At 69.2% G+C, this 20,780-nt stretch carries 24 protein-coding genes; 10 read left to right on the forward strand and 14 right to left on the reverse strand.

The window, feature by feature from the left end:
* Nucleotides 1-1,113: a pyruvate dehydrogenase (acetyl-transferring) E1 component subunit alpha gene (gene pdhA / locus ACP15J_RS02060; RefSeq protein WP_424935695.1), complete on the reverse strand. Its 1,113-nt coding sequence runs from the start codon at nucleotides 1,111-1,113 to the stop codon at nucleotides 1-3.
* 156 nt (nucleotides 1,114-1,269) lie between these two features.
* On the opposite strand from pdhA, the gene ACP15J_RS02065 reads away from it, so the two are divergent.
* The gene (locus ACP15J_RS02065) at nucleotides 1,270-1,743 is read left to right on the forward strand and encodes an Lrp/AsnC family transcriptional regulator (protein ID WP_197220681.1); all 474 of its coding nucleotides are present in this window, start codon (nucleotides 1,270-1,272) and stop codon (nucleotides 1,741-1,743) included.
* Here ACP15J_RS02065 and ACP15J_RS02070 read toward each other — a convergent pair.
* On the reverse strand, nucleotides 1,715-2,617 hold the full coding sequence (locus tag ACP15J_RS02070) for an alpha/beta fold hydrolase (RefSeq protein WP_424935694.1): 903 nt from the start codon (nucleotides 2,615-2,617) through the stop codon (nucleotides 1,715-1,717). The two genes, ACP15J_RS02065 and ACP15J_RS02070, sit on opposite strands and share 29 nt — an antisense overlap.
* 60 nt (nucleotides 2,618-2,677) lie before the next feature.
* Here ACP15J_RS02070 and ACP15J_RS02075 point away from each other — a divergent pair, with 60 nt between their 5' ends.
* Complete coding sequence (locus ACP15J_RS02075; protein ID WP_424935693.1) at nucleotides 2,678-3,382, forward strand: 3'-5' exonuclease; 705 nt, start codon at nucleotides 2,678-2,680, stop codon at nucleotides 3,380-3,382.
* Between the two features lie 58 nt (nucleotides 3,383-3,440).
* On the forward strand, nucleotides 3,441-3,737 hold the full coding sequence (locus ACP15J_RS02080) for a hypothetical protein (protein ID WP_424935692.1): 297 nt from the start codon (nucleotides 3,441-3,443) through the stop codon (nucleotides 3,735-3,737).
* A 16-nt stretch (nucleotides 3,738-3,753) separates the two neighbouring features.
* On the opposite strand, the gene ACP15J_RS02085 is transcribed toward ACP15J_RS02080, so the two are convergent.
* The 5 genes from ACP15J_RS02085 to glgA all read right to left on the reverse strand — a co-directional run bounded on the left by ACP15J_RS02085 (nucleotide 3,754) and on the right by glgA (nucleotide 8,799).
* Entirely contained in the window at nucleotides 3,754-5,082 is a 1,329-nt protein-coding gene (locus tag ACP15J_RS02085) for an MBL fold metallo-hydrolase (RefSeq protein ID WP_424935691.1), read from the reverse strand.
* A gap of 22 nt (nucleotides 5,083-5,104) precedes the next feature.
* Nucleotides 5,105-6,286: an NAD(P)/FAD-dependent oxidoreductase gene (locus tag ACP15J_RS02090; RefSeq protein WP_424935690.1), complete on the reverse strand. Its 1,182-nt coding sequence runs from the start codon at nucleotides 6,284-6,286 to the stop codon at nucleotides 5,105-5,107.
* 162 nt (nucleotides 6,287-6,448) lie between these two features.
* On the reverse strand, nucleotides 6,449-6,706 hold the full coding sequence (locus tag ACP15J_RS02095; protein ID WP_157312653.1) for a type B 50S ribosomal protein L31: 258 nt from the start codon (nucleotides 6,704-6,706) through the stop codon (nucleotides 6,449-6,451).
* Between the two features lie 104 nt (nucleotides 6,707-6,810).
* Nucleotides 6,811-7,596 (reverse strand): ABC transporter ATP-binding protein, encoded by a 786-nt coding sequence (locus ACP15J_RS02100; protein WP_424935689.1) that lies wholly within the window; start codon nucleotides 7,594-7,596, stop codon nucleotides 6,811-6,813.
* An 18-nt stretch (nucleotides 7,597-7,614) separates the two neighbouring features.
* A complete protein-coding gene (gene glgA / locus ACP15J_RS02105; protein WP_424935688.1) occupies nucleotides 7,615-8,799 on the reverse strand; it encodes a glycogen synthase in 1,185 nt (394 codons plus the stop codon).
* A gap of 47 nt (nucleotides 8,800-8,846) precedes the next feature.
* Between glgA and ACP15J_RS02110 the strand changes: the two genes are divergently transcribed.
* The 3 genes from ACP15J_RS02110 to ACP15J_RS02120 all read left to right on the forward strand — a co-directional run bounded on the left by ACP15J_RS02110 (nucleotide 8,847) and on the right by ACP15J_RS02120 (nucleotide 11,524).
* Nucleotides 8,847-10,091 (forward strand): glucose-1-phosphate adenylyltransferase, encoded by a 1,245-nt coding sequence (locus tag ACP15J_RS02110; protein WP_424935687.1) that lies wholly within the window; start codon nucleotides 8,847-8,849, stop codon nucleotides 10,089-10,091.
* A gap of 19 nt (nucleotides 10,092-10,110) precedes the next feature.
* On the forward strand, nucleotides 10,111-10,746 hold the full coding sequence (gene serB / locus ACP15J_RS02115) for a phosphoserine phosphatase SerB (protein WP_424935686.1): 636 nt from the start codon (nucleotides 10,111-10,113) through the stop codon (nucleotides 10,744-10,746).
* An 82-nt stretch (nucleotides 10,747-10,828) separates the two neighbouring features.
* Complete coding sequence (locus ACP15J_RS02120) at nucleotides 10,829-11,524, forward strand: alpha/beta fold hydrolase (RefSeq protein ID WP_424935685.1); 696 nt, start codon at nucleotides 10,829-10,831, stop codon at nucleotides 11,522-11,524.
* Nucleotides 11,525-11,551: 27 nt separating this feature from the next.
* On the opposite strand, the gene fabG is transcribed toward ACP15J_RS02120, so the two are convergent.
* Entirely contained in the window at nucleotides 11,552-12,262 is a 711-nt protein-coding gene (gene fabG / locus ACP15J_RS02125; RefSeq protein ID WP_424935684.1) for a 3-oxoacyl-ACP reductase FabG, read from the reverse strand.
* A 257-nt stretch (nucleotides 12,263-12,519) separates the two neighbouring features.
* Between fabG and ACP15J_RS02130 the strand changes: the two genes are divergently transcribed.
* From ACP15J_RS02130 to ACP15J_RS02140, 3 genes are read left to right on the forward strand one after another with little or no spacing between them, the layout of a single operon-like run.
* Nucleotides 12,520-12,885 carry a DUF3099 domain-containing protein gene (locus ACP15J_RS02130; RefSeq protein ID WP_424935683.1) on the forward strand — a complete coding sequence of 122 codons (366 nt, stop codon included), beginning with the start codon at nucleotides 12,520-12,522 and terminating at the stop codon, nucleotides 12,883-12,885.
* The gene (locus tag ACP15J_RS02135) at nucleotides 12,882-13,094 is read left to right on the forward strand and encodes a hypothetical protein (protein WP_424935682.1); all 213 of its coding nucleotides are present in this window, start codon (nucleotides 12,882-12,884) and stop codon (nucleotides 13,092-13,094) included. Before ACP15J_RS02130 ends, ACP15J_RS02135 begins: the two co-directional genes overlap by 4 nt.
* Nucleotides 13,091-13,915 (forward strand): SURF1 family protein, encoded by an 825-nt coding sequence (locus ACP15J_RS02140; protein WP_424935681.1) that lies wholly within the window; start codon nucleotides 13,091-13,093, stop codon nucleotides 13,913-13,915. The genes ACP15J_RS02135 and ACP15J_RS02140 overlap by 4 nt, the downstream gene beginning before the upstream one ends.
* 18 nt (nucleotides 13,916-13,933) lie before the next feature.
* Here ACP15J_RS02140 and ACP15J_RS02145 read toward each other — a convergent pair whose 3' ends face one another.
* The 4 genes from ACP15J_RS02145 to ACP15J_RS02160 all read right to left on the reverse strand — a co-directional run bounded on the left by ACP15J_RS02145 (nucleotide 13,934) and on the right by ACP15J_RS02160 (nucleotide 17,491).
* Entirely contained in the window at nucleotides 13,934-15,532 is a 1,599-nt protein-coding gene (locus tag ACP15J_RS02145) for an ABC-F family ATP-binding cassette domain-containing protein (RefSeq protein ID WP_424935680.1), read from the reverse strand.
* A 93-nt stretch (nucleotides 15,533-15,625) separates the two neighbouring features.
* The gene (locus tag ACP15J_RS02150) at nucleotides 15,626-16,222 is read right to left on the reverse strand and encodes a CbiQ family ECF transporter T component (RefSeq protein WP_424935679.1); all 597 of its coding nucleotides are present in this window, start codon (nucleotides 16,220-16,222) and stop codon (nucleotides 15,626-15,628) included.
* Entirely contained in the window at nucleotides 16,219-16,899 is a 681-nt protein-coding gene (locus ACP15J_RS02155; RefSeq protein WP_424935678.1) for an energy-coupling factor ABC transporter ATP-binding protein, read from the reverse strand. The genes ACP15J_RS02150 and ACP15J_RS02155 overlap by 4 nt, the downstream gene beginning before the upstream one ends.
* A complete protein-coding gene (locus tag ACP15J_RS02160; protein WP_424935677.1) occupies nucleotides 16,889-17,491 on the reverse strand; it encodes a biotin transporter BioY in 603 nt (200 codons plus the stop codon). The genes ACP15J_RS02155 and ACP15J_RS02160 overlap by 11 nt, the downstream gene beginning before the upstream one ends.
* A 53-nt stretch (nucleotides 17,492-17,544) precedes the next feature.
* Here ACP15J_RS02160 and ACP15J_RS02165 point away from each other — a divergent pair, with 53 nt between their 5' ends.
* The gene (locus ACP15J_RS02165; protein ID WP_424935676.1) at nucleotides 17,545-18,138 is read left to right on the forward strand and encodes a TetR family transcriptional regulator; all 594 of its coding nucleotides are present in this window, start codon (nucleotides 17,545-17,547) and stop codon (nucleotides 18,136-18,138) included.
* Here the strand turns inward: ACP15J_RS02165 and ACP15J_RS02170 are convergent.
* On the reverse strand, nucleotides 18,110-19,468 hold the full coding sequence (locus ACP15J_RS02170) for an MFS transporter (protein WP_424935675.1): 1,359 nt from the start codon (nucleotides 19,466-19,468) through the stop codon (nucleotides 18,110-18,112). The two genes, ACP15J_RS02165 and ACP15J_RS02170, sit on opposite strands and share 29 nt — an antisense overlap.
* A gap of 11 nt (nucleotides 19,469-19,479) precedes the next feature.
* Nucleotides 19,480-20,640 carry a MalY/PatB family protein gene (locus tag ACP15J_RS02175; RefSeq protein ID WP_424935674.1) on the reverse strand — a complete coding sequence of 387 codons (1,161 nt, stop codon included), beginning with the start codon at nucleotides 20,638-20,640 and terminating at the stop codon, nucleotides 19,480-19,482.
* Between the last annotated feature and the right edge of the window lie 140 nt (nucleotides 20,641-20,780).

Raw genomic sequence — 20,780 nt, forward strand, 5'->3', positions numbered from 1 at the left:
TCAGGCCTCCTCGAACGTGGACAGATAGGTGGCATAGGCGGCACGTTGCTCCTCGAGACCGGAGTGCGGCCTCGCATACACCGCGTCGAAGACCCCGAGCGGCTCGCGCGTGGTCATCCCGAGGGTCGCCGCACGAAGCTCCCGCGCAGCGGTTTCGGCCGCCGCGGCGATCTCCGCGGCCTGCGCGTCATCCAGGGCGCCGGCCTCGCGCAGCAGGCGCTCCACCCGTGTGAGCGGGTCACGCCCTCGCCATTCGTCCAGCTCGTCCGCACCGCGATAGCGCGTCGGGTCGTCCGCGGTGGTGTGTGGTCCCATCCGGTAGGTCACGGCCTCGATGAACACCGGCCCCTTCCCCGCACGGGCGTGCTCAAGCGCCCAGCGCATCGCCGCCATGCTGGCCAGCACGTCGTTGCCGTCGACACGCAGACTGGGGATCCCGAACCCCGGAGCCCGCCCCGCGATCGGGTACGCCGACTGCACCGTCACCGGCTCGGAGATCGCCCAGTGGTTGTTCTGGCACACGAAGACGACCGGCGCTCGATAGGAGGAGGCGAAGATCATGGCCTCGTTGACATCGCCCTGGCTCGTCGCGCCGTCGCCGAAATAGGTCACGGCCACCTCGTCCGTGCCTTCGTGGGCGATCCCCATCGCATAGCCGACCGCATGCAGCGTCTGCGCGCCGATGATGATCTGCGCCGGTGCGACCTTGCGCTCGGCCGGGTCATACCCCGCCCCCTCCTCTCCGCGCCAGACGCGCACGAAGTCACCGGGCTCGGCGTCCCGTGTGTAGAGGACGCCGACCTCGCGATAGCTCGGGAAGACCATGTCGTCCCTGCGGAGGGCCCGTGCGGTGCCCACCTGGGCGGCCTCCTGCCCCTGACACGGCGCCCACAGGCCGAGCTGACCCTGGCGCTGCAGAGCGATGCCCTCGGCGTCGATGCGTCGGACGATGCTCATGTCGCGGTACAGCTCACGCAGCTGATCGAGCGTGACATCGGCGACGTAAGGGTCCAGGAGCGCATGCGCGCGTCGTGCCCCCTCTGGCGTGATCAGCTGCTCGGTGAGCGCGAGATCCGATTCCTTGTCGGCGATCGGTGTGATGCTGGGTGACATCCGCGTCCTCCTTCGTCGACCGCCCTCGTGAGGCGGCACGGCGTCATCGCCGTTGACCCGAGGCTACGACCGGTCAGCACCTAGCTCAAGCATTCGGGGACTTCTTGAGCATGTTGCCAAAATGGCTGCGATGGACGGCTGCTAGCGTTTGGCACTATGTCCGCACTCGACCGTATCGACCTCGACCTTCTCGACGCGCTCGCCGTCGAGCCACGCGCCACCGTCGTCGCTCTCGCCGAGAGGCTCGGCCTCTCTCGCAACACCGTCCAGGCCAGGATGACCCGCCTCGAGCAGTCCGGCGTGTTCCTTCCCTACGAACGCTCCTATGCGCCCGCGGTGATCGGCTTCCCGCTGCAGGCCTTCGTCAACATCGGTGTGCGCCAGACCGAGCTCCCTCGGATCATCGCCGAACTGTCCCGGGTGCCGGAGATCGTGCAGGCGCACGGTCTCAGCGGCTCGGTCGACATCCTGGCCAGAGTCGCATGCCGCGATGCGAGGCATCTCTTCGACACCGACGCGCGGATCCTGTCGATCGACGGCGTGGAACGGACCGAGACGTCTCTCGCGATGGGCGAGGTGATCCCGTTCCGCGTCGCCGGGCTCATCGGGATGGCGCGTAGGGAAGTCTGAGGAAGCGGCGGATGGCGCCCGCCGCGGCGGCAGGCGCCTCATAGTGGATGAGGTGGCCCACGCCGTTGATCTCGAAGAGCCCGGCTCGGGGGAAGAGGGTAACCAGGTGCCGCTCCGCCTCGATCGGGGTGATGTCGTCGCGCTCGGCGGCGACGAGGAGCGTGGGCACGTCGATCCGCGCCGCGTACTCGCGGACATCGTGGGACACGCTCGTCACGAACGCGTCCCGCAGCATGTCGCGATCGGCGAAGCGTGAGAAGTAGCGATCGTGCTGGTCGTGGATGAACCGTCGGAGAGCGGGGTCATCCGTCTTCGCCATCGTGACGCTCATCACCCGCACGATCAGCGGATGCCGAAGAAGTGCCGTGCCGATGCTTCGGGGCAGTCGCGCTCCCAGCGCGTAGTAGAGGATCGCGAGACGGGTCATGAAGGCCTTCGGACCTTCCAGAGCCGGCGCGCCGATCGGGTTCACAAGGATCAGACGCGGCGTGTCCAGCCCGCCGGCGACGGCGGCCGCGCTCACGATCGAGCCGAAGGAGTGCCCGAGGACGATCGCCCCCGGTGCCACCTGGGCGACGAAGGCGGCGAGCCAGTCGGCATAAGCGGCGATGTCATGTCTCCGGCCGGGAAGCGGCGCGGTCTCACCGAAGCCCGGGAGATCGGGCATGATCACCCTCACATCCGGCAGGTACGCGACCACCGGCTCCAGGCCGTGATGATCGCCGCGGAAGCCGTGCACCGCGACCACGGTCGTGGCCTCGGGATCATCGGCCCCGTAGGTCCAGTACGCCGTCGTGCCGCCGAGGAGATCGACCTCGCCTCTTCGCACGGGAATGCGGCTCAGACGTTCGGCGTAGGGCGAGGGGACGGACACCCTTCGAGTCTACGGGCGCGCCGGCCCGGGCATGTCCGTGCCGCGTCCTAGCGTGAGGGCATGGCCCCCGATCCCCTCCTCCCCTCCTGGATCGACCGTGTGGGCGTCTTCGACCTGGAGACGACAGGAGTCGACGTCGTCCAGGATCGGATCGTGACCGCGCACGTCGGTGTCCTCGACCGACACGGCCGCGAGATCGCGGCGCGTTCTTGGCTCGCCGACCCCGGGGTCCCCATCCCCGACGAGGCCACGGCGATCCACGGCGTCACGACCGAGCGCGCCCGCCGCCACGGCGCCTCCGCAGCACATGTCGTGGGAACGGTCACCGCATCGCTCCGCTCCCTCCTCGCGCAGGGTGTTCCGATCGTCGCCTACAACGCCTCCTTCGACTTCTCACTGCTCGCGCACGAAGCCCGCCGCCACGGCATCGAGCCTCTGGTCCGCCCCTCCCCCGTGATCGATCCCCTGGTGATCGACAAGGCCTACGACCGTTACCGTCCAGGCAAACGCACCCTCGCGGTGGTCGCGGCCCATTACGACGTCCTGCTCGACGACGCCCACGAGGCCTCCGCCGATGCCATCGCTGCCGGGCGCGTGGCCCAGGCCTTGGCTCGTCGGTTCCGCCTGCCGGAATCGGCCGGCGAGCTGCATACCCGCCAGATCGGCTGGGCGCGGGCGCAGGCCGAGAGTCTCACCGAGTACTTTGTCCGTATCGGCCGCCTGGATCCCGCTCAGAGCCTTGATGGCGCGTGGCCGGTGCGGTGAGGAGATATCCCTCTTTCGGAGGATGCGATGCAGGGAGCCGTGTCCTTAGGCTCGACTCATGAGCGACGTGTTCGGATGGATCGTGATCGCCGTGATGATCGCACTCCCCGTCGCGCTCGCGGTCATGATGGCCGTGAGCCTCTTCTCCCGCCGGCCGGTGGAGGAGAAGTACGAGCATTCCCGCGGCGGCGGGGCGATCGGAGTCTTCGACGCGATCTGGTCTCCCTCCGCGCACGAGGCCGGCATGGAACGTGACCGTGCGACCAAGCGCACGGCGCCCGCTCCGTCCCCGGGCGATCCGCCGTGGTCCATCTCTGGCGACCGCATCCGGATCGACGTCACGGAGCGGTCGTAGCCCGACGAGTACAGGGCTATGACCGTAGCGCTGCGTATCCTCCTGCAAGGTCTGTCGCCGCGAGCCCTGTGCCGCGCAGGTAGCTCGCGGCTGTCGACGACCGACGGCCACTGGCGCAATACGCCACGATGGGTCGGTTCCGGCCGATCTCGGCGGCACGGCTCGCGAGCTCGGCCAGCGGAATGCGCACGGCCCCGGGGATGCCCCCGCTCGCGTACTCGCCGGGGTTGCGCACGTCCACGAACACGACCGAATCCTGGGCCAGGAGGTCCTGCACGTTCTCAGGCTGCACTCTCGGCGCGGCCTCCACGAGCGCGCTGTCGAGCAGAGCTTCCTCGGACACGTAGCCGAGGACGTTGTCGATCCCTACGCGGCCAAGCCGAGTCCTCGCCTCAGCGGCTCGATCTTCGGAAACGACCACCACAACCTCATCGGCGAGGTCGGCGAACATCCCGACGGTCTCCGCGAAACGACCGTTCAGATCCACGTTGATCGCCGCGGGAAGCGTCCCCAGGCTGAAACGCGCCGCATCCCTCCCGTCGATCAGAAGCGTCCCGGCGGGCACTGCCTCCGGCGCGATGGGCGCCGGCGCGGTGGTGTCGAGCAGCGGGTGGACCCGGCGGTTCGCGATGGCGTCCTGTGAGAAGTAGCGTGGGATCGATGGCTGCCCTTGGAGCAGCCGGTCGACGAACTCTTCTTCGGACAGAGGCTGCAGCGCGGGATTGGTCGCGCGCTGCTCCCCGATCGTCGACTCCGGCGCGTCGGAGAGGTTCCGTCCGCACGCAGACCCTGCGCCGTGCCCTGGAAAGACGCGGACGGAGTCCGGAAGGCCCCTGAACAGGCTCACCGTGCGATGCATGGCCTGGGCGAGCTCGCGAGGATCTGCCCCGACGGCCACGGCCAGATCCGGCCTGCCGACGTCTCCGATGAACAGCGCGTCCCCGGTGAACACGGCGCTGGGCTCACCTCGCCCGGGCTCGTGGACGAGAAGACTGATGGATTCCCAGGTATGCCCTGGCGTCTCAAGGACCTCGATCTCCAGATCGCCCAGACGCAGCCTGTCGCCATGTGCGAACCGGCGGATCGGATAGTCCGCCTCGGCCTTTGCGCCGTAGCCGATCCACGCGCCGGTGGCCTCGGCGACCTCCAGGTGCCCGGCGAGGAAGTCCGCGTGGAAGTGCGTGTTCATCACACCGACGATTCGCAGGTCGGCTTCGTCTGCGTCGTGGAGGTAGTCCGCGACGTCCCGTCGGGGATCGACGAGCAGAGCCTGACCCGACCGCTCGTCGCCGAGCAGGTATGAGGCCTGAGAGAGACAGTCGATGTAGTACCGGTTGATGATCATCAGCTCGTCCTTTCCGATCGGATCACATGCGCCCCGGAAGAATCGCATTCCAGTAGAGGAACGGCAGGAGATAGCGCTTCAGGACCCACATGTCCAGGCGCTCCTTCGTCGTGTCGATCCCCGGGAAGCTCGGCGCGGGCGCGTCGCCATAGGTGAACTCCGCCAGCACCACCTTTCCGCGCGCCGTCGTCAGGGGACAGCAGGTGTAGCCGTCATATGAGGCCGACAACGGCCGTCCGCCGAGGAACGCGAGGAGGTTGGTGACGAGGACCGGCGCCTGCTTGCGAATCGCCGCTCCTGTCTTCGAGGTGGGAAGCGCAGCGACGTCGCCGATCGCGAACACGTTCGGGAATCTCAGATGCTGGAGGGTGCCGGGATCCACATCGACATATCCCCGCGGATCGCCGGGGGCAGCGAGCGGAGACTCCCGCACCCAGTCGGGGGCGGACTGCGGCGGGACGAAATGGGCGAAGTCGTAGGCCAGCGTCTCTTCGCCGTCGGCGTGGGCGAAGGTCACGGTGCGCGCATCGGCGTCGATCCTGGTCAGCTCACGCTCCAGAAGGACGCGGATCCCGTAGCGGGCTGCGACCTGCGTAAGCGTGTCGGCGAACGGCTTCACACTGAAGATCGCCGCGGCGGGAAGCACCATGGTGATGGAGATGTCCTTGTCTACGCCGGTCCTCCGCCAGTGATCGGCCGCGAGATAGGCGATCTTCTGGGGAGCGCCGCCACACTTGACCGGGCCGGGTGGCGCGCTGAACAACGCGTCGCCCGAGCGCATCGCCCGGATCTTCTCGGCCGTCTTGGGGGCGAGGTCGTACCGATAGTTGCTCGAGGCGTGCGGTCCCTCGACCGCGGCGGCGAGGCCAGGAATCCCGTCCCAGTTCAGCTGGATCCCCGGGCACAGGACGAGAGTCTCGAATGAGATCTCCGAACCGTCGTCGAGCACGACCGCGGACCGATCCGGCGAGACCTGCACCGCGCTCGCCCGTATCCAGTCTGCCCCTGCCGGCATGACCGCGGACTCCCGCCGTCTCGTCGCCTCCGCGCTCACGAGCCCCGCCCCGACCAGCGTCCACATCGGCTGGTAGAAGTGCGCGTCGGCAGGCTCGACCACGGCGATTCGGAGGCGCTTCCGCGCCAGTCGGGATGCCACGCTGAGACCGGCATTGCCGCCCCCGATGATCACGACGTCATAGCCCATCTCATCCCCCCAGACATTCTTCGAGAGACCGGCGGGCACAACGTAACACAGCGTCCCACGGCCACGAAGGAGGCTGGCCTGGGGAAGCCGACGCCGCCCAACGGGGCGGCATGGGACCACGAAGGCCCCCGGCTCCTGGAGCCGGGGGCCTTCGTCAGCCGCTTACTTGGCGGAGCCGCCGAAGTTCTTGAAGCGCTGGTTGAACTTCTCGACACGACCGGCCGAGTCCATGATGCGCTGCTTGCCCGTGTAGAACGGGTGGGACGCCGAGGAGATCTCGACGTCGATGACGGGATACTCCACGCCGTCCAGCTCGATCGTCTTGTCGCTCGTGACGGTCGAACGGGTGAGGAAGGTCTCACCCGAGCCGAGGTCGCGGAAAACGACGGCCTGGTAGTCGGGGTGAATGTCAGTCTTCATGGGAATCCTTACGTGGCGCCCTGGATTGTGCCAGGGACGAGGGAAGTCTGCGGTGCTGAGAGCACCAAGGTTCGATTCTAGCAGAAGGGACGCGCGCGGCTCGATCAGCCCGCGGCACGCGCGGCGAAACGACCGTCCACGCTGTCGAGCAGGATCGGGAGGCCGAACGTCTCCTCCAGCGCCTCGGCGGTGAGCGCCTCGGCGATCGGTCCCGCGGCGACCACATGCCCCTCTCGGAGGAGCAGCGCGTGCGTGAAACCAGGCGGGATCTCCTCCACATGGTGGGTCACCATGATCATCGCCGGCGTCGCCGGGGATTGCGCATAGCCGCCGAGCAGCGCGAGCAGTTCCTCACGGGAGCCGAGATCGAGGCTCGCCGACGGCTCGTCCAGCAGGAGCAGCTCCGGATCGGTCATCACGGCACGGGCGATCTGCACGCGCTTCTGTTCGCCGTCGCTGAGGGTCCCGAACACGCGGTCGGCGAGATGGTCCAGCTTCCACTGCTCGAGCACACGACGTGCACGGCGTTCGTCGATCAACTCGTAGGACTCGTTCCAGCGGCCGGTCACCGAGTACGCGGCGGTCATGACCGTGTCGAGGACGGTCTCCTCTCGCGGGATACGCCGTGCCATCGCGGAGGAGGCGAACCCGATCCGGGGGCGGAGCTCGAAGACGTCGGCGCGCCCCAGCGTCTCCCCCAGGATGTCGACACGACCGCTCGTCGGATGCAGAAGCGTGTCGGCGAGCTGGAGCAGCGTCGTCTTCCCCGCACCGTTCGGACCGAGGACGACCCAGCGCTGGTCGTCCTCGACGACCCAACTGAGATGATCGACGATGTTTCGGCCGTCGCGACGCACGACGACATCGGTGAGTTCCAAGACGCCAGGCATGGCTCTCAGCCTATCGGCTCAGGCGATGAGCTCGGCGTAGAGAGCCCTCGTCGTGTCGGCGATCGCGCCCCAGCTGAACTCGCGGGCAGCGCGCTCGCGCCCTGCCTCGCCGAAGGCCGCCGCCCGCGCCCGGTCGGCGGTCACCTCCGTGAGCGCCGTGGCAAGATCATCGACGAAGCGCTCCGGATCGACCGGCGTCCCGGTGCCGTCCTGGACCTGCTCGATCGGCACGAGCCGTCCCGTCTCTCCGTCTGCCACGACCTCGGGGATCCCGCCGGTCGCTGTGCCCACGACGGCCGCGCCACACGCCATCGCCTCCAGGTTCACGATCCCCAGCGGCTCGTACACGGACGGGCACACGAAGGTCGTCGCCGCGGTCAGGATCGCGGACAGCTCCCGCCGCGGGAGCATCCGCTCGATCCACACCACGCCGTCGCGCGTCCGCTGGAGGGACCGGACGAGGCCCTGCACCTCGGCCATGATCTCCGGCGTGTCAGGGGCTCCCGCGCACAGGACGAGCTGGACGTCGGTCGGCAGCGCGGCGGCGGCCCGAAGAAGATAAGGGAGACCCTTCTGGCGAGTGATCCGTCCCACGAAGACGATCGAAGGACGGTCCGGGTCGATTCCCTGCGCTCTCAGGAAGGCGTCGTCCCGCACCGGATGCCAGGCCTCGACGTCGATGCCGTTGTGGATCACGTGCACCCGACCCGGGTCCACCTGCGGATAGCTTCGGAGGATGTCCGCACGCATGCCGGCGCTCACTGCCACGACCGCGGCAGCGTTCTCGTACGCCAGCCGCTCGATCCCGCTCGAGACCGCGTAGCCGCCGCCGAGCTGCTCGGCCTTCCAAGGACGCAGCGGCTCAAGGCTGTGCGCGGTGAGGACATGGGGGATGTCGTGCAGCTGCGCGGCGATGTGCCCTGCGAAGTTGGCATACCAGGTGTGGCTGTGCACGAGGTCCGCGCCCGCGACATCCGGGACGATGGTCAGGTCGGTGCCCAGGGTCTGCAGCGCAGGATTGGCGGAAACGAGCTCGGCCGGCGTCGGGTAGGACGCGGTTCCCCGCTCGATCCTTTCCCCTCCGAAAGCGCGGACGCGCACCTCCATGCGTGCGCGGAGCGCCTTCACGAGCTCCGCCACATGCACTCCGGCGCCGCCGTAGACCTCTGGCGGATACTCCTTGGTGACCATGTCCACGCGCATGCCCTGAACGCTAGTACAAGGCTGTGAAGGGCATCTATGGTGGAGCCATGTCGGTACCCAAGAAGGTCTTCGGGATCATCCTCGCCGGCGGCGAGGGCAAGCGACTCATGCCGCTGACCGCGGACAGGGCCAAGCCGGCGGTGCCGTTCGGCGGACAGTACCGACTCATCGACTTCGCGATCTCGAACCTCATCAACTCCGGTCTCCGGCAGATCGTCGTGCTCACGCAGTACAAGTCGCACAGCCTCGACCGGCACATCTCCCAGACCTGGCGGATGTCCGCCCTCCTGGACTCCTACGTCACCTCGGTGCCCGCTCAGCAGCGGCTGGGAAAGCGCTGGTTCTCCGGCTCCGCCGATGCCATCCTGCAGAGCTTGAACCTCATCACCGACGAGCGGCCGGACATCGTGGTCGTGGTCGGCGCCGACCACGTGTACCGCATGGACTTCCGTCAGATGCTCGAGGCACATGTCGCGTCGGGCGCGAAAGCCACCGTCGCGGGGATCCGTCAGCCGCTCGCCCTTGCCTCCCAGTTCGGCGTCATCGACGTTGCCGCGGACGGCTCCGGCCGGATCAATCGGTTTCTGGAGAAGCCCCTTGACGCGACCGGCCTGCCGGACGCACCTCACGAGGTGCTGGCCTCGATGGGCAACTACATCTTCGACGCCGACGCCCTCATCGAGGCCGTCGAGTCCGACGGCGAGCTCTCCACCTCCAATCACGACATGGGCGGTGACATCGTGCCGTCGTTCGTCGAGAGAGGCGAGGCCGGGTTCTACGACATGCGCGAGAACGAGGTGCCAGGGTCGTCTCCTCGCGACCGCGCCTACTGGCGGGACGTGGGGACGATCGACTCGTTCTTCGACGCGCATATGGACCTCATCTCGACCCTCCCGGTGTTCAACCTCTACAACATGGAATGGCCGATCCACTCGCAGGCGGTGAACTCGCCGCCCGCGAAGTTCGTGCGGGACTCGGTCGGCCGTATGGGCAACGCGATCGACTCGATCGTGTCGCTCGGTTCTGTGCTGTCGGGCACCCACCTCGAACGGAGCGTGGTCGGACCGTGGACACTCGCCGGAGGAGGATCGACGATCACCGACTCCGTCCTCTTCGACGGCGTCCGTGTCGGTCAGGGCGCACGCGTCCACCATGCGATCCTGGACAAGAACGTGGTGCTCCTGGACGGTGCGACCGTCGGGGTCGACCGGGAGCGCGACCTCGCCCGCGGGTTCACGGTCACCGACTCCGGAATCACCGTGGTCGGGAAGGGCATCCGGATCGAGCCCTGAGAGCCGCTACGCTCGTCGCGTGACCGCTGCGCGCTTCCTCGTCGTCCTCGATGCCGACTCCACCCTCATCCAGGACGAGGTGATCGAGCTCATCGCAGACGAGGCAGGTCGTCGCGCCGAGGTGCAGGCGGCGACAGAGGCCGCGATGCGCGGCGAGGTCGACTTCGCCGCGAGCCTGCGCTCCCGCGTCTCCGCTCTGGAGGGGGTTCCGCTCGCCGCCTTCGAACGGGTGCGCGCCCGTGTCCGGCCGACGCCGGGCGTTCGGGACCTCACGGCGGCCGTCCATACCCGAGGTGGGATCGTAGGAGTCGTCTCCGGCGGCTTCCACGAGATCCTCGACCACATCGCGCCAAGCCTCGGCGTCGACCGCTGGCGGGCGAACCGGCTGGAGGTCCGGGACGACGCTCTGTCGGGTCGCGTTGAGGGCGAGGTCGTCGACGCGACGGCCAAGGCGGACTCCCTTCTCGCCTGGGCCGCCGAGTTCGGAGTTCTCCCGGCGCGCACGATCGCGATCGGCGACGGTGCGAACGACCTCCGGATGATGGACGCCGCAGGACTCGGTCTCGCCTTCAACGCGAAGCCCGCCGTGCGTGCCGCCGCGAATCTCGTGATCGCTCGTGGGGACCTCGCCCAGGTCATCCCGCTCCTGCCCTGAGCCCCGTCCGGCACCGGGTCCCGATCGCTCCACGCCGAGCCTCGTCGTCCGGATGTGTCGGGGCCGGAGCTACCCTTTCCTCATGGATGTCATCCTGGTTCCCGGCCTCTGGCTCGATGCCGACTCCTGGACTCCCGTGCTCCCGGCGCTCCAGGCAGCCGGGCACCGTCCACGGCCACTCACCCTGCCAGGAGTCGGCGAACCCGCCTCCGCCTCGGCGGGGATCGGGATCGACGACTGGGTCGCGGAGGTCGTCCGAGCTGTCGACGCGGCTGCCCAGCCGGTCGTCCTCGTCGGCCACTCCGGTGGAGGGAACGTGGTCTGGGGTGCTGCGGATGCTCGTCCGGACAACGTGCGTCGGCTCGTCTTCGTCGACACCGTTCCTCCGCCCTCCGAGCACGGCATCGGCGAGTTCACGACCGTGGACGGGGTGATCCCGTTCCCCGGCTGGGACTCCTTCGACGCGCCGGATGTCGCTGATCTCGACGACGCCGCGCGCGCACGCACCACCTCGCTCCTGCACAGCATTCCCGCACGCGTGCCCACCGACCCCCTGACCCTCACCGACCCGCGACGCTATGACGTTCCCGTGACCCTGCTCATGGGCACGCTCACGAAGGATGAACTTGATGAGTATCTGGCGCAGTGGGGCGCCTACGGCGAGGAGTACCGTGCGATCCGCGATGTCGAGGTCGTGCGGATCGGCTCAGGGCACTGGCCGCAGTTCTCCGTACCGGGACGGCTCGCCGAACTGCTCGTGTCCGCGATCGACCGTTGACACTGCGACGTCGCCCTCGGGCCCCGGTCAGTGCCCCATGCCGAGGCCGCCGTCGACCGGGATGACGGCTCCGGAGATGTAGGCGGCATCGTCCGAGGCGAGCCACGTGACCACTCCGGCGACTTCGTCCGCCGTGGCGAAGCGCCCGGCGGGGATGCTCGCCTTGTACTGCTTCTGGGTCTCCTCGGGCAGCTCCGCGGTCATGTCCGTCTCGATGAACCCCGGGGCGACGACGTTGGCCGTGATCCCCCGGCCGCCGAGCTCACGAGTGAGCGACCGCGCGAAACCCACAAGGGCGCTCTTGGACGCCGAATAGTTGATCTGCCCCGCCGAGCCGTACAGCCCGACGACGCTCGAGATGAGGATGACACGACCGAAACGAGCCCGGAGCATCCCCTTCGAGGCCCGCTTGACGACGCGGAAGGTGCCGCCGAGATTGGTCGCCACGACGCTGTCGAAGTCGTCCTCGCTCATGCGGAGCAGCAGCGTGTCCTTCGTGATGCCGGCGTTGGCGACGACGACCTCGACCGGGCCGAGCTGCCGCTCGACCTCGGAGAACGCCGCGTCGAGCGACATCGCGTCGGTCACGTCCGCCCGGACGGTGAGAGTCCCCTCAGGCCCCTGACCGCTGCGTGCCGTCACCGCCACCCGATAGCCGTCGCGGACGAACCGCTCGGCGATCGCATAGCCGATCCCGCGATTTCCGCCGGTCACGAGTACAACGCGGTCCGTCGCCATCCATAGCTCCCTGGTTCGGTGTCTTCAGCCCGGCCAGCCTACCGATCGGAGGCCCGGTGAATTGACAACGCCCTGGACACGCCGCGAGTCTGGGGGGCCGGTGTTCGCGATCACCGTGATCACCGGCCTCGTCCTCTTCGGCTCCGCGTTCCTCGCGTACCTCCCGTCCTCGTCCTCCTGAACGGCCGTCCGTCTCCGCTGACGGGACGCGCGCATGGGCACCGTCGGGGGAACTGTCGGCGTAGGCTGGGATCACCGTGAGAAAGACCGCGAACGCACCTTCCGTCACCTCCCTCCCGCGTGCTCCGCAGGACGAGGCGCGCGGGCGTGTGCGCCACTACATCATCACGATGGGGATCCGCGTCGCCTGCTTCCTGCTCATGGTCCTCGTGCAACCCTACGGGTGGTACACCTGGGTCTTCGGCATCGCCGCGGCAGTTCTGCCGTACGTCGCCGTCGTTTTCGCCAACGCCGGCGACGACTCGGTCCCGACCGTCGCGGAGACGCCGGCGCAAGAACTGGCTCCGCCGGTCGAGCCCGCAGTCGAGGCCGGCACGACGACGATCACCCTCCGAGAGAGCGGCGTCCTGCCGCCGTCGACTCACGACGAGCCCACGCCGTGAGCCTTCTGTCCGGGACTCCGGAAGCAGCCGAATGCTCGCGCGCCGGCTGCCGAGCGTCGGCGACCGTGCGCATCGTCTGGCGGAATCCGCGCATCCACGGCCCCGAGCGGCGCAAGGTGTGGCTCGCCTGCCCGGAGCACCGGGACTACCTTCGTGACTTCCTCCGAGCGAGGGACTTCCCCGTCGAGGTCGAGGAGCGCGCACCGTGAGGCGCCAGAGGCTGCTCCGTTGGGCCGGATACGTGGCGGTCGCCATCGTGTTCGCGGTCGTGTGCGCGTTCCTCTCCAACTGGCAGTTCGAGAGGAACGACGGCAAGGAGACGCAGATCCGCCTCGTCGAGGCCAACTACGACGCCGCGCCGGTCCCGCTCGGCGATCTGCTCGCTCACGACGCGACCCTCGCCGAGGAGGACCAGTGGCGCCCCGTCGAGCTGCGCGGCGTCTACGAGCAGGAGCAGCAGCTCCTGGTCCGCAACCGCCCGCACGGCGGCACCAGCGCGTTCGAGGTGCTCGTGCCCTTCCGCACCGACGACGGGCGGGTGTTCGTCGTGAACCGCGGGTGGGTCGCGCCCGGCGAGGGCCAGACTCCGGACGCGGTGCCGTCGGCGCCCGCGGGCGAGGTCTCCGTCGTCGTCCGTCTCCGTCCGGGTGAGCCCCTCCCCCCGTCCGGCAGAGGCGCGCCGGACGGGCAGGTGCCGAGCATCAACCTGCCGTCCGTCGCCGAGAAGATCGGCGGGAGCGACGTCGACACCGGCGCCTACGGCGAGCTGGTCCGCGAGGATCCGGCGCCAGCCACGCGCCCGCACGCCTTCGACGCGCCGTCCGAGGATCCGGGTCCCCACCTCTCCTATGCGATCCAGTGGATCCTCTTCGCCCTCATGGGCTTCATCTTCATCGGCTACATCATCCGCACCGAGATCGTGAAGCACCGCGAGGAGAGCGCAGGGCGCCCGCCTCGCGGACCGCGCCGTCGCCGCGATCGCGACATGGCCGACGAGGACGCCCTGCTGGACGCCGTCGAGAGCCCCTGAGAGCTCGCGGCCTCCGGCTCAGGCGAGCTCGATGAGGTCTTGGTACTCCTTGCTCCAGATGTCCTCGACGCCGTCCGGGAGGATGAGCACCCGCTCAGGGTTGAGCGAGGCCACGGCGCCAGGATCGTGGGACACCAGGACGACCGCGCCCTCATAGTGTGCGAGGGCGCCGAGGATCTCCTCGCGCGAGGCGGGATCGAGGTTGTTCGTCGGCTCGTCGAGCAGCAGCATGTTCGCCGAGGAGACCACGAGCGTGGCGAGCGACAACCGGGTCTTCTCCCCTCCGGACAGCACACCGGCGGGCTTGTGCACGTCGTCGCCGGTGAAGAGGAACGAGCCGAGGACCTTGCGCGCGTCGGTCTCGTTCAGATCGGGCGCCGAGGACATCATGTTCTCCAGCACGGATCGCGAGACGTCGAGGTTCTCGTGCTCCTGCGCGTAGTAGCCCACCTTCAGGCCGTGCCCCGGCTCGAGCCGCCCGGTGTCCGGCTCGTCGACGCCGGCGAGGATGCGCAGCAGCGTGGTCTTCCCCGCCCCGTTCAGACCGAGCACGACGACCTTGGAGCCGCGGTCGATCGCGAGGTCGACGTCGGTGAAGATCTCCAGAGAGCCGTAGGACTTGCTGAGACCTGAGGCCTGCATCGGCGTCTTCCCGCAGGGCGCGGGCTTCGGGAAACGGAGCTTGGCCACCCTGTCCTCCTGGCGCACCTCCTCGAGCCCGGAGAGGAGCTTCTCAGCGCGGGCCATCATCTGATGCGCGGCTGCGGCCTTGCTCGCCTTGGCACCGAAACGTGCGGCCTGCTGCTGGAGCGACGTCGCCTTCTTCTCGGCGTTCGCGCGCTCCTTCTTGCGACGTTCCTCGTCGGCGACGCGCTGGCGCAGGTAGTTCTTCCAGTTCATGTTGTAGATGTCGATGACCTGGCGGTTCGCGTCGAGGTAGAACACCCGGTTGACCGTCTCGCCGACCAGCTCGACGTCATGGCTGATGACGATCAGGCCGCCCTTGTAGCCCTTGAGGAAATCACGCAACCACACGACGCTGTCCGCGTCGAGATGGTTGGTCGGCTCGTCGAGGATCATCGTCTCCGCGTCGGAGAAGAGGATCCGGGCGAGCTCGATGCGCCGACGCTGGCCGCCGGAGAGCGTCTTCAGCGGCTGGTCGAGGATGCGGTCGGGCAGCGAGAGGTTGTGCGCGATGGACGCCGCCTCCGCCTCCGCCGCGTACCCGCCGAGCGCCTCGAAGCGCTCGGTGAGGTTGCCGAAGCGGCGCATCGCCCTGTCCGCGATCGCGGGGTCGTCCGAGCCCATCGACTCCGAGGCCTCGCGCATGCCGAGCGTCAGGCTCCCGAGGCCGCGCGCGTCGAGAATACGGGTGCGGGCCAGCATCTCCGGGTCACCCGAACGCGGGTCCTGAGGCAGGTAGCCGAGTTCTCCGCTGCGGTCGACTCGTCCGTCGGAGGGCAGCAGATCCCCCGCCAGCACCTTGGTGAGGGTGGTCTTGCCCGCTCCGTTGCGCCCGACGAGCCCGATCTTGTCGCCATCGGCGACGCGAAAGGACACGCCCTCCATGAGGAGGCGTGCTCCGACGCGGATCTCGAGGTCGTGCACGGCGAGCACAGCAGACGTCCGTTCTTCCGAAGGGGGTGGCGGCCGGATGGCCAGCCTCCCAGTATAGGCCGCGCCGTCCTCCCTCCTCCGACGCCGGCGGGCTCAGGGGACGATGCCCCGGGCTACGAGCGCCTCCCCCACCTGATCGGCGTGCCGCATCGTCAAGGACAGCACGGGGACGGACGCCCCAGCGCCGAGCCGCACGCCACGCGCGGTCTGCGCCTCTCGAACATGGCCGACGATGCCGCCGACGACGGGGATCATCGCGATCGTGAGGGACAGCGTCAGCGCCACGACGTCCGGGTCCAGGCCGACGCGGCGGGTCGGCGCCAGCAGCCGCCGGAGCGCTTCCAGAAGCTCTCCGAGGCGGGTGGTGGCGGTGACGAGCTCGGCGAGAAGCAGGAGTGCCACGATCCGGCCGGTGTTCACGACGGCGGCTTCCGCCGAGGAGAAGACCAGGAGGGCCGTGCCGAGGACGAGGACCAGCCAGCGCAGCCGCCACCATGCGCACCCGAGCGCGCGCCATGACTGGCCGGTCGCCGGATAGGCCACGCTCGTGCCGATCAGCGCCGCCGTGGAGCCGACGATCCCGAGCGGGAGAAACGACAGCGCGAGGGCGATCCCCGCGAGCACGAGCAGCTTCACCCCTGCCGGGATCCGGTGCAGCACGGTGCTCCCGGGACGGAAGAGCGGCCTCATCCGCAGCTCCGCCGGTAGGCGAGGATCACGTCGTCCGGAGCGCCGACCGCCCGCACCCGGCCGCCGTCGAAGAGAACCGCCTCGTCGCAGCGCGCCGCGAGCTCCAGATCGTGGGTCACGATGATCAGCGGCACCCCGATGCGCTCGATCAGGAGGTCTCCGATCATGCGCGCGTTGCGCAGGTCGAGCATCGTCGTCGGCTCGTCGGCGACGACCAGGCCCGGGTCGGTCGCGAGGACCGCGGCGATCGCCAGAAGCTGCCTCTGGCCGCCGGACAACTCGGCGACCGGCACGTCCGCGCTGTCGGCGAGCCCATATCGGTCCAGGACGGCGGCGACCCGTTCCTTCGCCTCCGCTGCCGGGAGGTCACGCACTGAGAGCGCGACGTCCTCCGCGGGCGTCGGCATGAGGATCTGCGCCTCAGGGTTGGCGAAGACGAAGCCGACCAGGCGCCGCACCGTCATGCGCTCCCTCCGCACATCGTGCCCGAGAACCCGTACCTCTCCGGACGACGGCTCGGAAAGCCCGTTGAGCAGCCGGACGAAGGTGGACTTGCCCGACCCGTTGGCCCCGACGATCGCGGTCCTGCGCGCGCCGAGCCGGAGGGACACCTCGCTCAGCACCGTGCGACCGTCGACTCGAACGGTGACGTCCGAGACGACGACCTCAGGCGGCACGCGGCGCGCCTGCCTCGCCGGGGATCCCGCGCGCGCCCGCCCGCTGCGGAAAGGCCCGCGGATACGCACGATGGAGAGCGGTGACGAGCACGGTCGCTGCGGCGACCTTCAGAAGATCGCCGGGGAGGAAAACGAGACAGGACAGCATGGTCGGCCCGAGCGGGACTCCGGTCACGAGCGCCTGCACCGGCACTCCGAAGAGGTACACGACGAGAACGCCGCCGCCGAGAGCCGCGAGCCCCGCGCGCCACCAGGAGAACGATCCGGTTCGCATGATCAGCCCGACCACGACGACGCCGGCGACCCAGCCGACGAGATAGCCCGCCGTCGGTCCGAGGAACACTCCCAGTCCGCCCCGCCCGCCTGCCAGGACCGGCAGGCCCACCGCGGCCAGGGCGAAGACGACGAGGGCGGCCAGGGGCGCGCGTCGTGCGCCGAGCACGAGCCCGGCGAGCATCACCCCGAGCGTCTGGGCGGTGATCGGCACCCCGCCCGGCAGCGGGACCGTCACCATGCCGAGGACGACGATCAATGCCGCGAACACGGCGATGCGGGCGACATCGGCGCCGGCTGTACGAACGGGAGCGGCCATGCCATTCCTTCCTGAACACTGTTCACCTGAACGGCGTTCAGTATACTGGTCGGATGTCGCCGCCGCGCACCGGTCGCCACGACCGCGACCACATCGTGGCCACCGCACTGGTCCTCCTCGACGAGGTGGGCCTCGCCGATCTCACCATGCGCCGTCTGGCCGCCGAGCTCGACGTGCAGCCGAGCGCCCTCTACTGGCACATCCGCAGCAAGCAGGAGCTGCTCGCGGCCGTCGCCGACCGGATCCTCGATCGCGTGCAGGTGCCGGCCAATGCCTCTCCGACCGTCGAGGATCGTCTGCACGCGGCCGCCCACGGCATCCGCGACGCGCTCCTCGCCTACCGTGACGGCGCCGAGGTCGTCCTGAGCACCGAGGCGCTGCGTCTCGGCTCCTCCCGAGCGCTCGATCTCCTCACCTCGGCCTTGCTTTCCGCCGACGGCGGTTCCGACGAGACCGCGGTCGCCGCGGCTGAGGCCGCTCTCCAGTTCATCCTCGGGCACACCACTCTCGTGCAGCAGCGGATGCACGCCGAGAGCCACGGTGCGGCGGCGGATGATGTCGACGACACCACGCCGGATCGGGTGTTCGAGACGGGCATCCGCCTTCTCGCGCGAGGCTTCAGCCCTGTCTCCGGTCGCCGAGCCTGAGCCCAGGGATGAGAGCGACGAGCGACAACGCTCCCGCGATCGCGAAGACCACGGCGAAGCCCGCCGGCCCTTGTCCCACAGCCGCGACGGCGAGGCCGGAGACCGCGATCGCCACTGCGGAGCCGGTCGAATCGGCGATCGACAGCGCAGAGGAGTTGAAGCCTTCGCTCCCCTGCGCCGAGTAGGCGAGTGTGAGCACGGTCAGCCGCGGATACAGCAGCCCCATCCCGCCGCCGGCGAGACCCCACCCGACGACGACGACCCACGGCATCGCCCCCGTGATCGCGCACAGGAGGACGGCGACGAGCGCCAGAAGAAGGAGCCCGAGCGCGATCAGCGCGATGCGCCTGCTCCCGAGTCGATCGCCGTGGCGGCCCTGGATCGAAGACGCGCCGGCCCACGCCAGCGCGGCGGCGGTGAGGGCCAACCCGGCCCAGGTCGGCGAGAACCCGAACCTCTGCATGAGCAGATACGGGATGTACGCCTCCGCGGCGAAGAACGCACCGGCGACCATGCCTCGCAAGAGCACGACGCTCGGCAGCCCCGGTACGCTCCGCAGGGTCCCTGCGGGAAGCAGCGGGCGGATCGCCAACGCGATCACGATCACGGCGAGAAGCGCGAACGGCGATGACCACGGAGCCGGGGCGTCGACGGCGAGCCCCACCCCGACCGCCGAGAGCGCGACAACGACCGCGAGCAGCAGCCGTGGGGCGATGCGGCTTCCGGCCTGCGCCGGATCCCCGGCCCCGAGGTCCACGCCGCGCAGGCGGGAGACGACGAGGACGAACGCGATCGCCACGAGCACGGCGACGCCGAGGAACGCCCACCGCCAGTGCAGGTACTGCGCCACCGCCCCGGCGAGGAACGGACCGATCATCGACGGGACCACCCAGGCAGCGGCGAACGCCGCGAAGATCCTGCCGTGGAGGTCGGGCGGATAGAACCGGGCCACCACCACGTACAGAGCGACGGTCTGTGCGCCCGCCCCGAGACCCTGGACCAAACGCCCGATCAGGAGCACAGGCATGTCCGCCGCAACCCCGGCGATGAGAAGTCCCGCGATGAAGAGACCGACCGCGACATAGAGCGGAAGCCGGGGGCCGACGCGATCGCTCCACGCCCCTGCCGCGACCATTCCGATCACGCCGGTCGCGAGGGTCCCCCCGAAGGCGACAGCATAGAGCGACTCGCCGTGCAGCTCCGCGCTCACGATCGGCATCACCGTCGTCACCGCGAGCGATTCGATGGCGGCGAGGAAGATGAGGGCGACCGCGCCGATCGTCACCCCGGCGTAGCGTCCTTTCCAGACCGACACGGCAGCATCGGTCACGGGGGCGGCGCTCACGTGTTCCGCAGCGCCGCGATACGCAGCACCGCCTCGCGCAGCATCTCGGGAGAGCAGCCCAGGTTGATGCGCACGTGTCCTGCCCCCTCGACGCCGAACGTCGGTCCTCGGTTGAGGGCGACGCGCGCTTCCTTCAAGATGCGGACGGCCGGATCCTCCCCCCACCCGAGCTCGCGGAGGTCGACCCAGGCGAGGTACCCGGCCTCGGGAATCCGATACCGAGCCTCGGGAAGGTGCTCCGCCAAGAGATCCGCCAGCAGCCGGCGGTTGACATCGAGCGCGGCGAGGAGCGCGTCAAGCCAGCCGTCGCTCTCCTCACTCCAGGCCGCGACGGACGCCAGAGCTCCGAAGAGGCCCGTTCGCCATTCGACCTCGGGGGGCAGCCCGCGTACGATCGCGGCGGTCCGCTCCCCTGCCGTCACCATCACCGCACACTTGAGGCCGGCCAGGTTGTAGGCCTTGCTCGCGCTGGTGACGGCGAACCCGACCTCGGCCGCGGTCGCAGAGGCGTCCAAGAACGGCGTGTAGACAACCCCCTGCCCCACGAGCGGCGCGTGAATCTCATCGCTGACCACGGTCGCGCCATGCGCCTTCGCGATCTCTGCCAGGCGGGCCAGAGTCTCGCGCGAATGCACGGTCCCGGTGGGGTTGTGCGGGTTGCAGAGCAGCACCGCGCGCGCACCCTCGGCCAACGCACGTTCGATACCCTCCAGATCGAGCTCCCAAGAGGTACCCGTGTCGCGCAGCGCGACAGGCTCGACGACGCCCCCGGCCTCCGCGACGCAGTCGAAGAAAGGCGGATAGACCGGTGGCGCGATCACGACGCGATCTCCCGGCGCGATGACCTGCCGCAGGATCTCGACGACCCCCATCATCACGTCACACGTCGAGCGGACCTGTGCCGGCTCCACCTTCCATCCGAAACGACGCAGGGCGAAGGCGGCGAAGGACGAGCGGATACCCGGGTCGGCCGGCGTGTATCCCGTGTCGCCGAGGTCCACCGCCTCGTGCAGCCGAGTGCTGATCGCGTCGGCGAGCGGGAAGTCCGTCTCCGCGACGAAGAGCGGCAGGACATCCTCGGGATAGGTGCGCCATTTGGTGCTGGTGCGCTGGCGCAGAAGGTCGAGGGGAAGAGCACGGAGCGGGGGGATCGTCACTCCTCGACCCTATCCACCCCGCGACCGCCGAGGGCCCGTGCATCGGCAGATGACGACCGGCGAGACAACAGGGGGTTGGGGGGGGGGGGGGCGGGCCCCCCCCCCCCCCGCACACAGAAGGCGGCAGGAACGCCCACCCC

This window comes from Microbacterium sp. S308A+, assembly GCF_049800815.1.
Classification (GTDB): domain Bacteria; phylum Actinomycetota; class Actinomycetes; order Actinomycetales; family Microbacteriaceae; genus Microbacterium.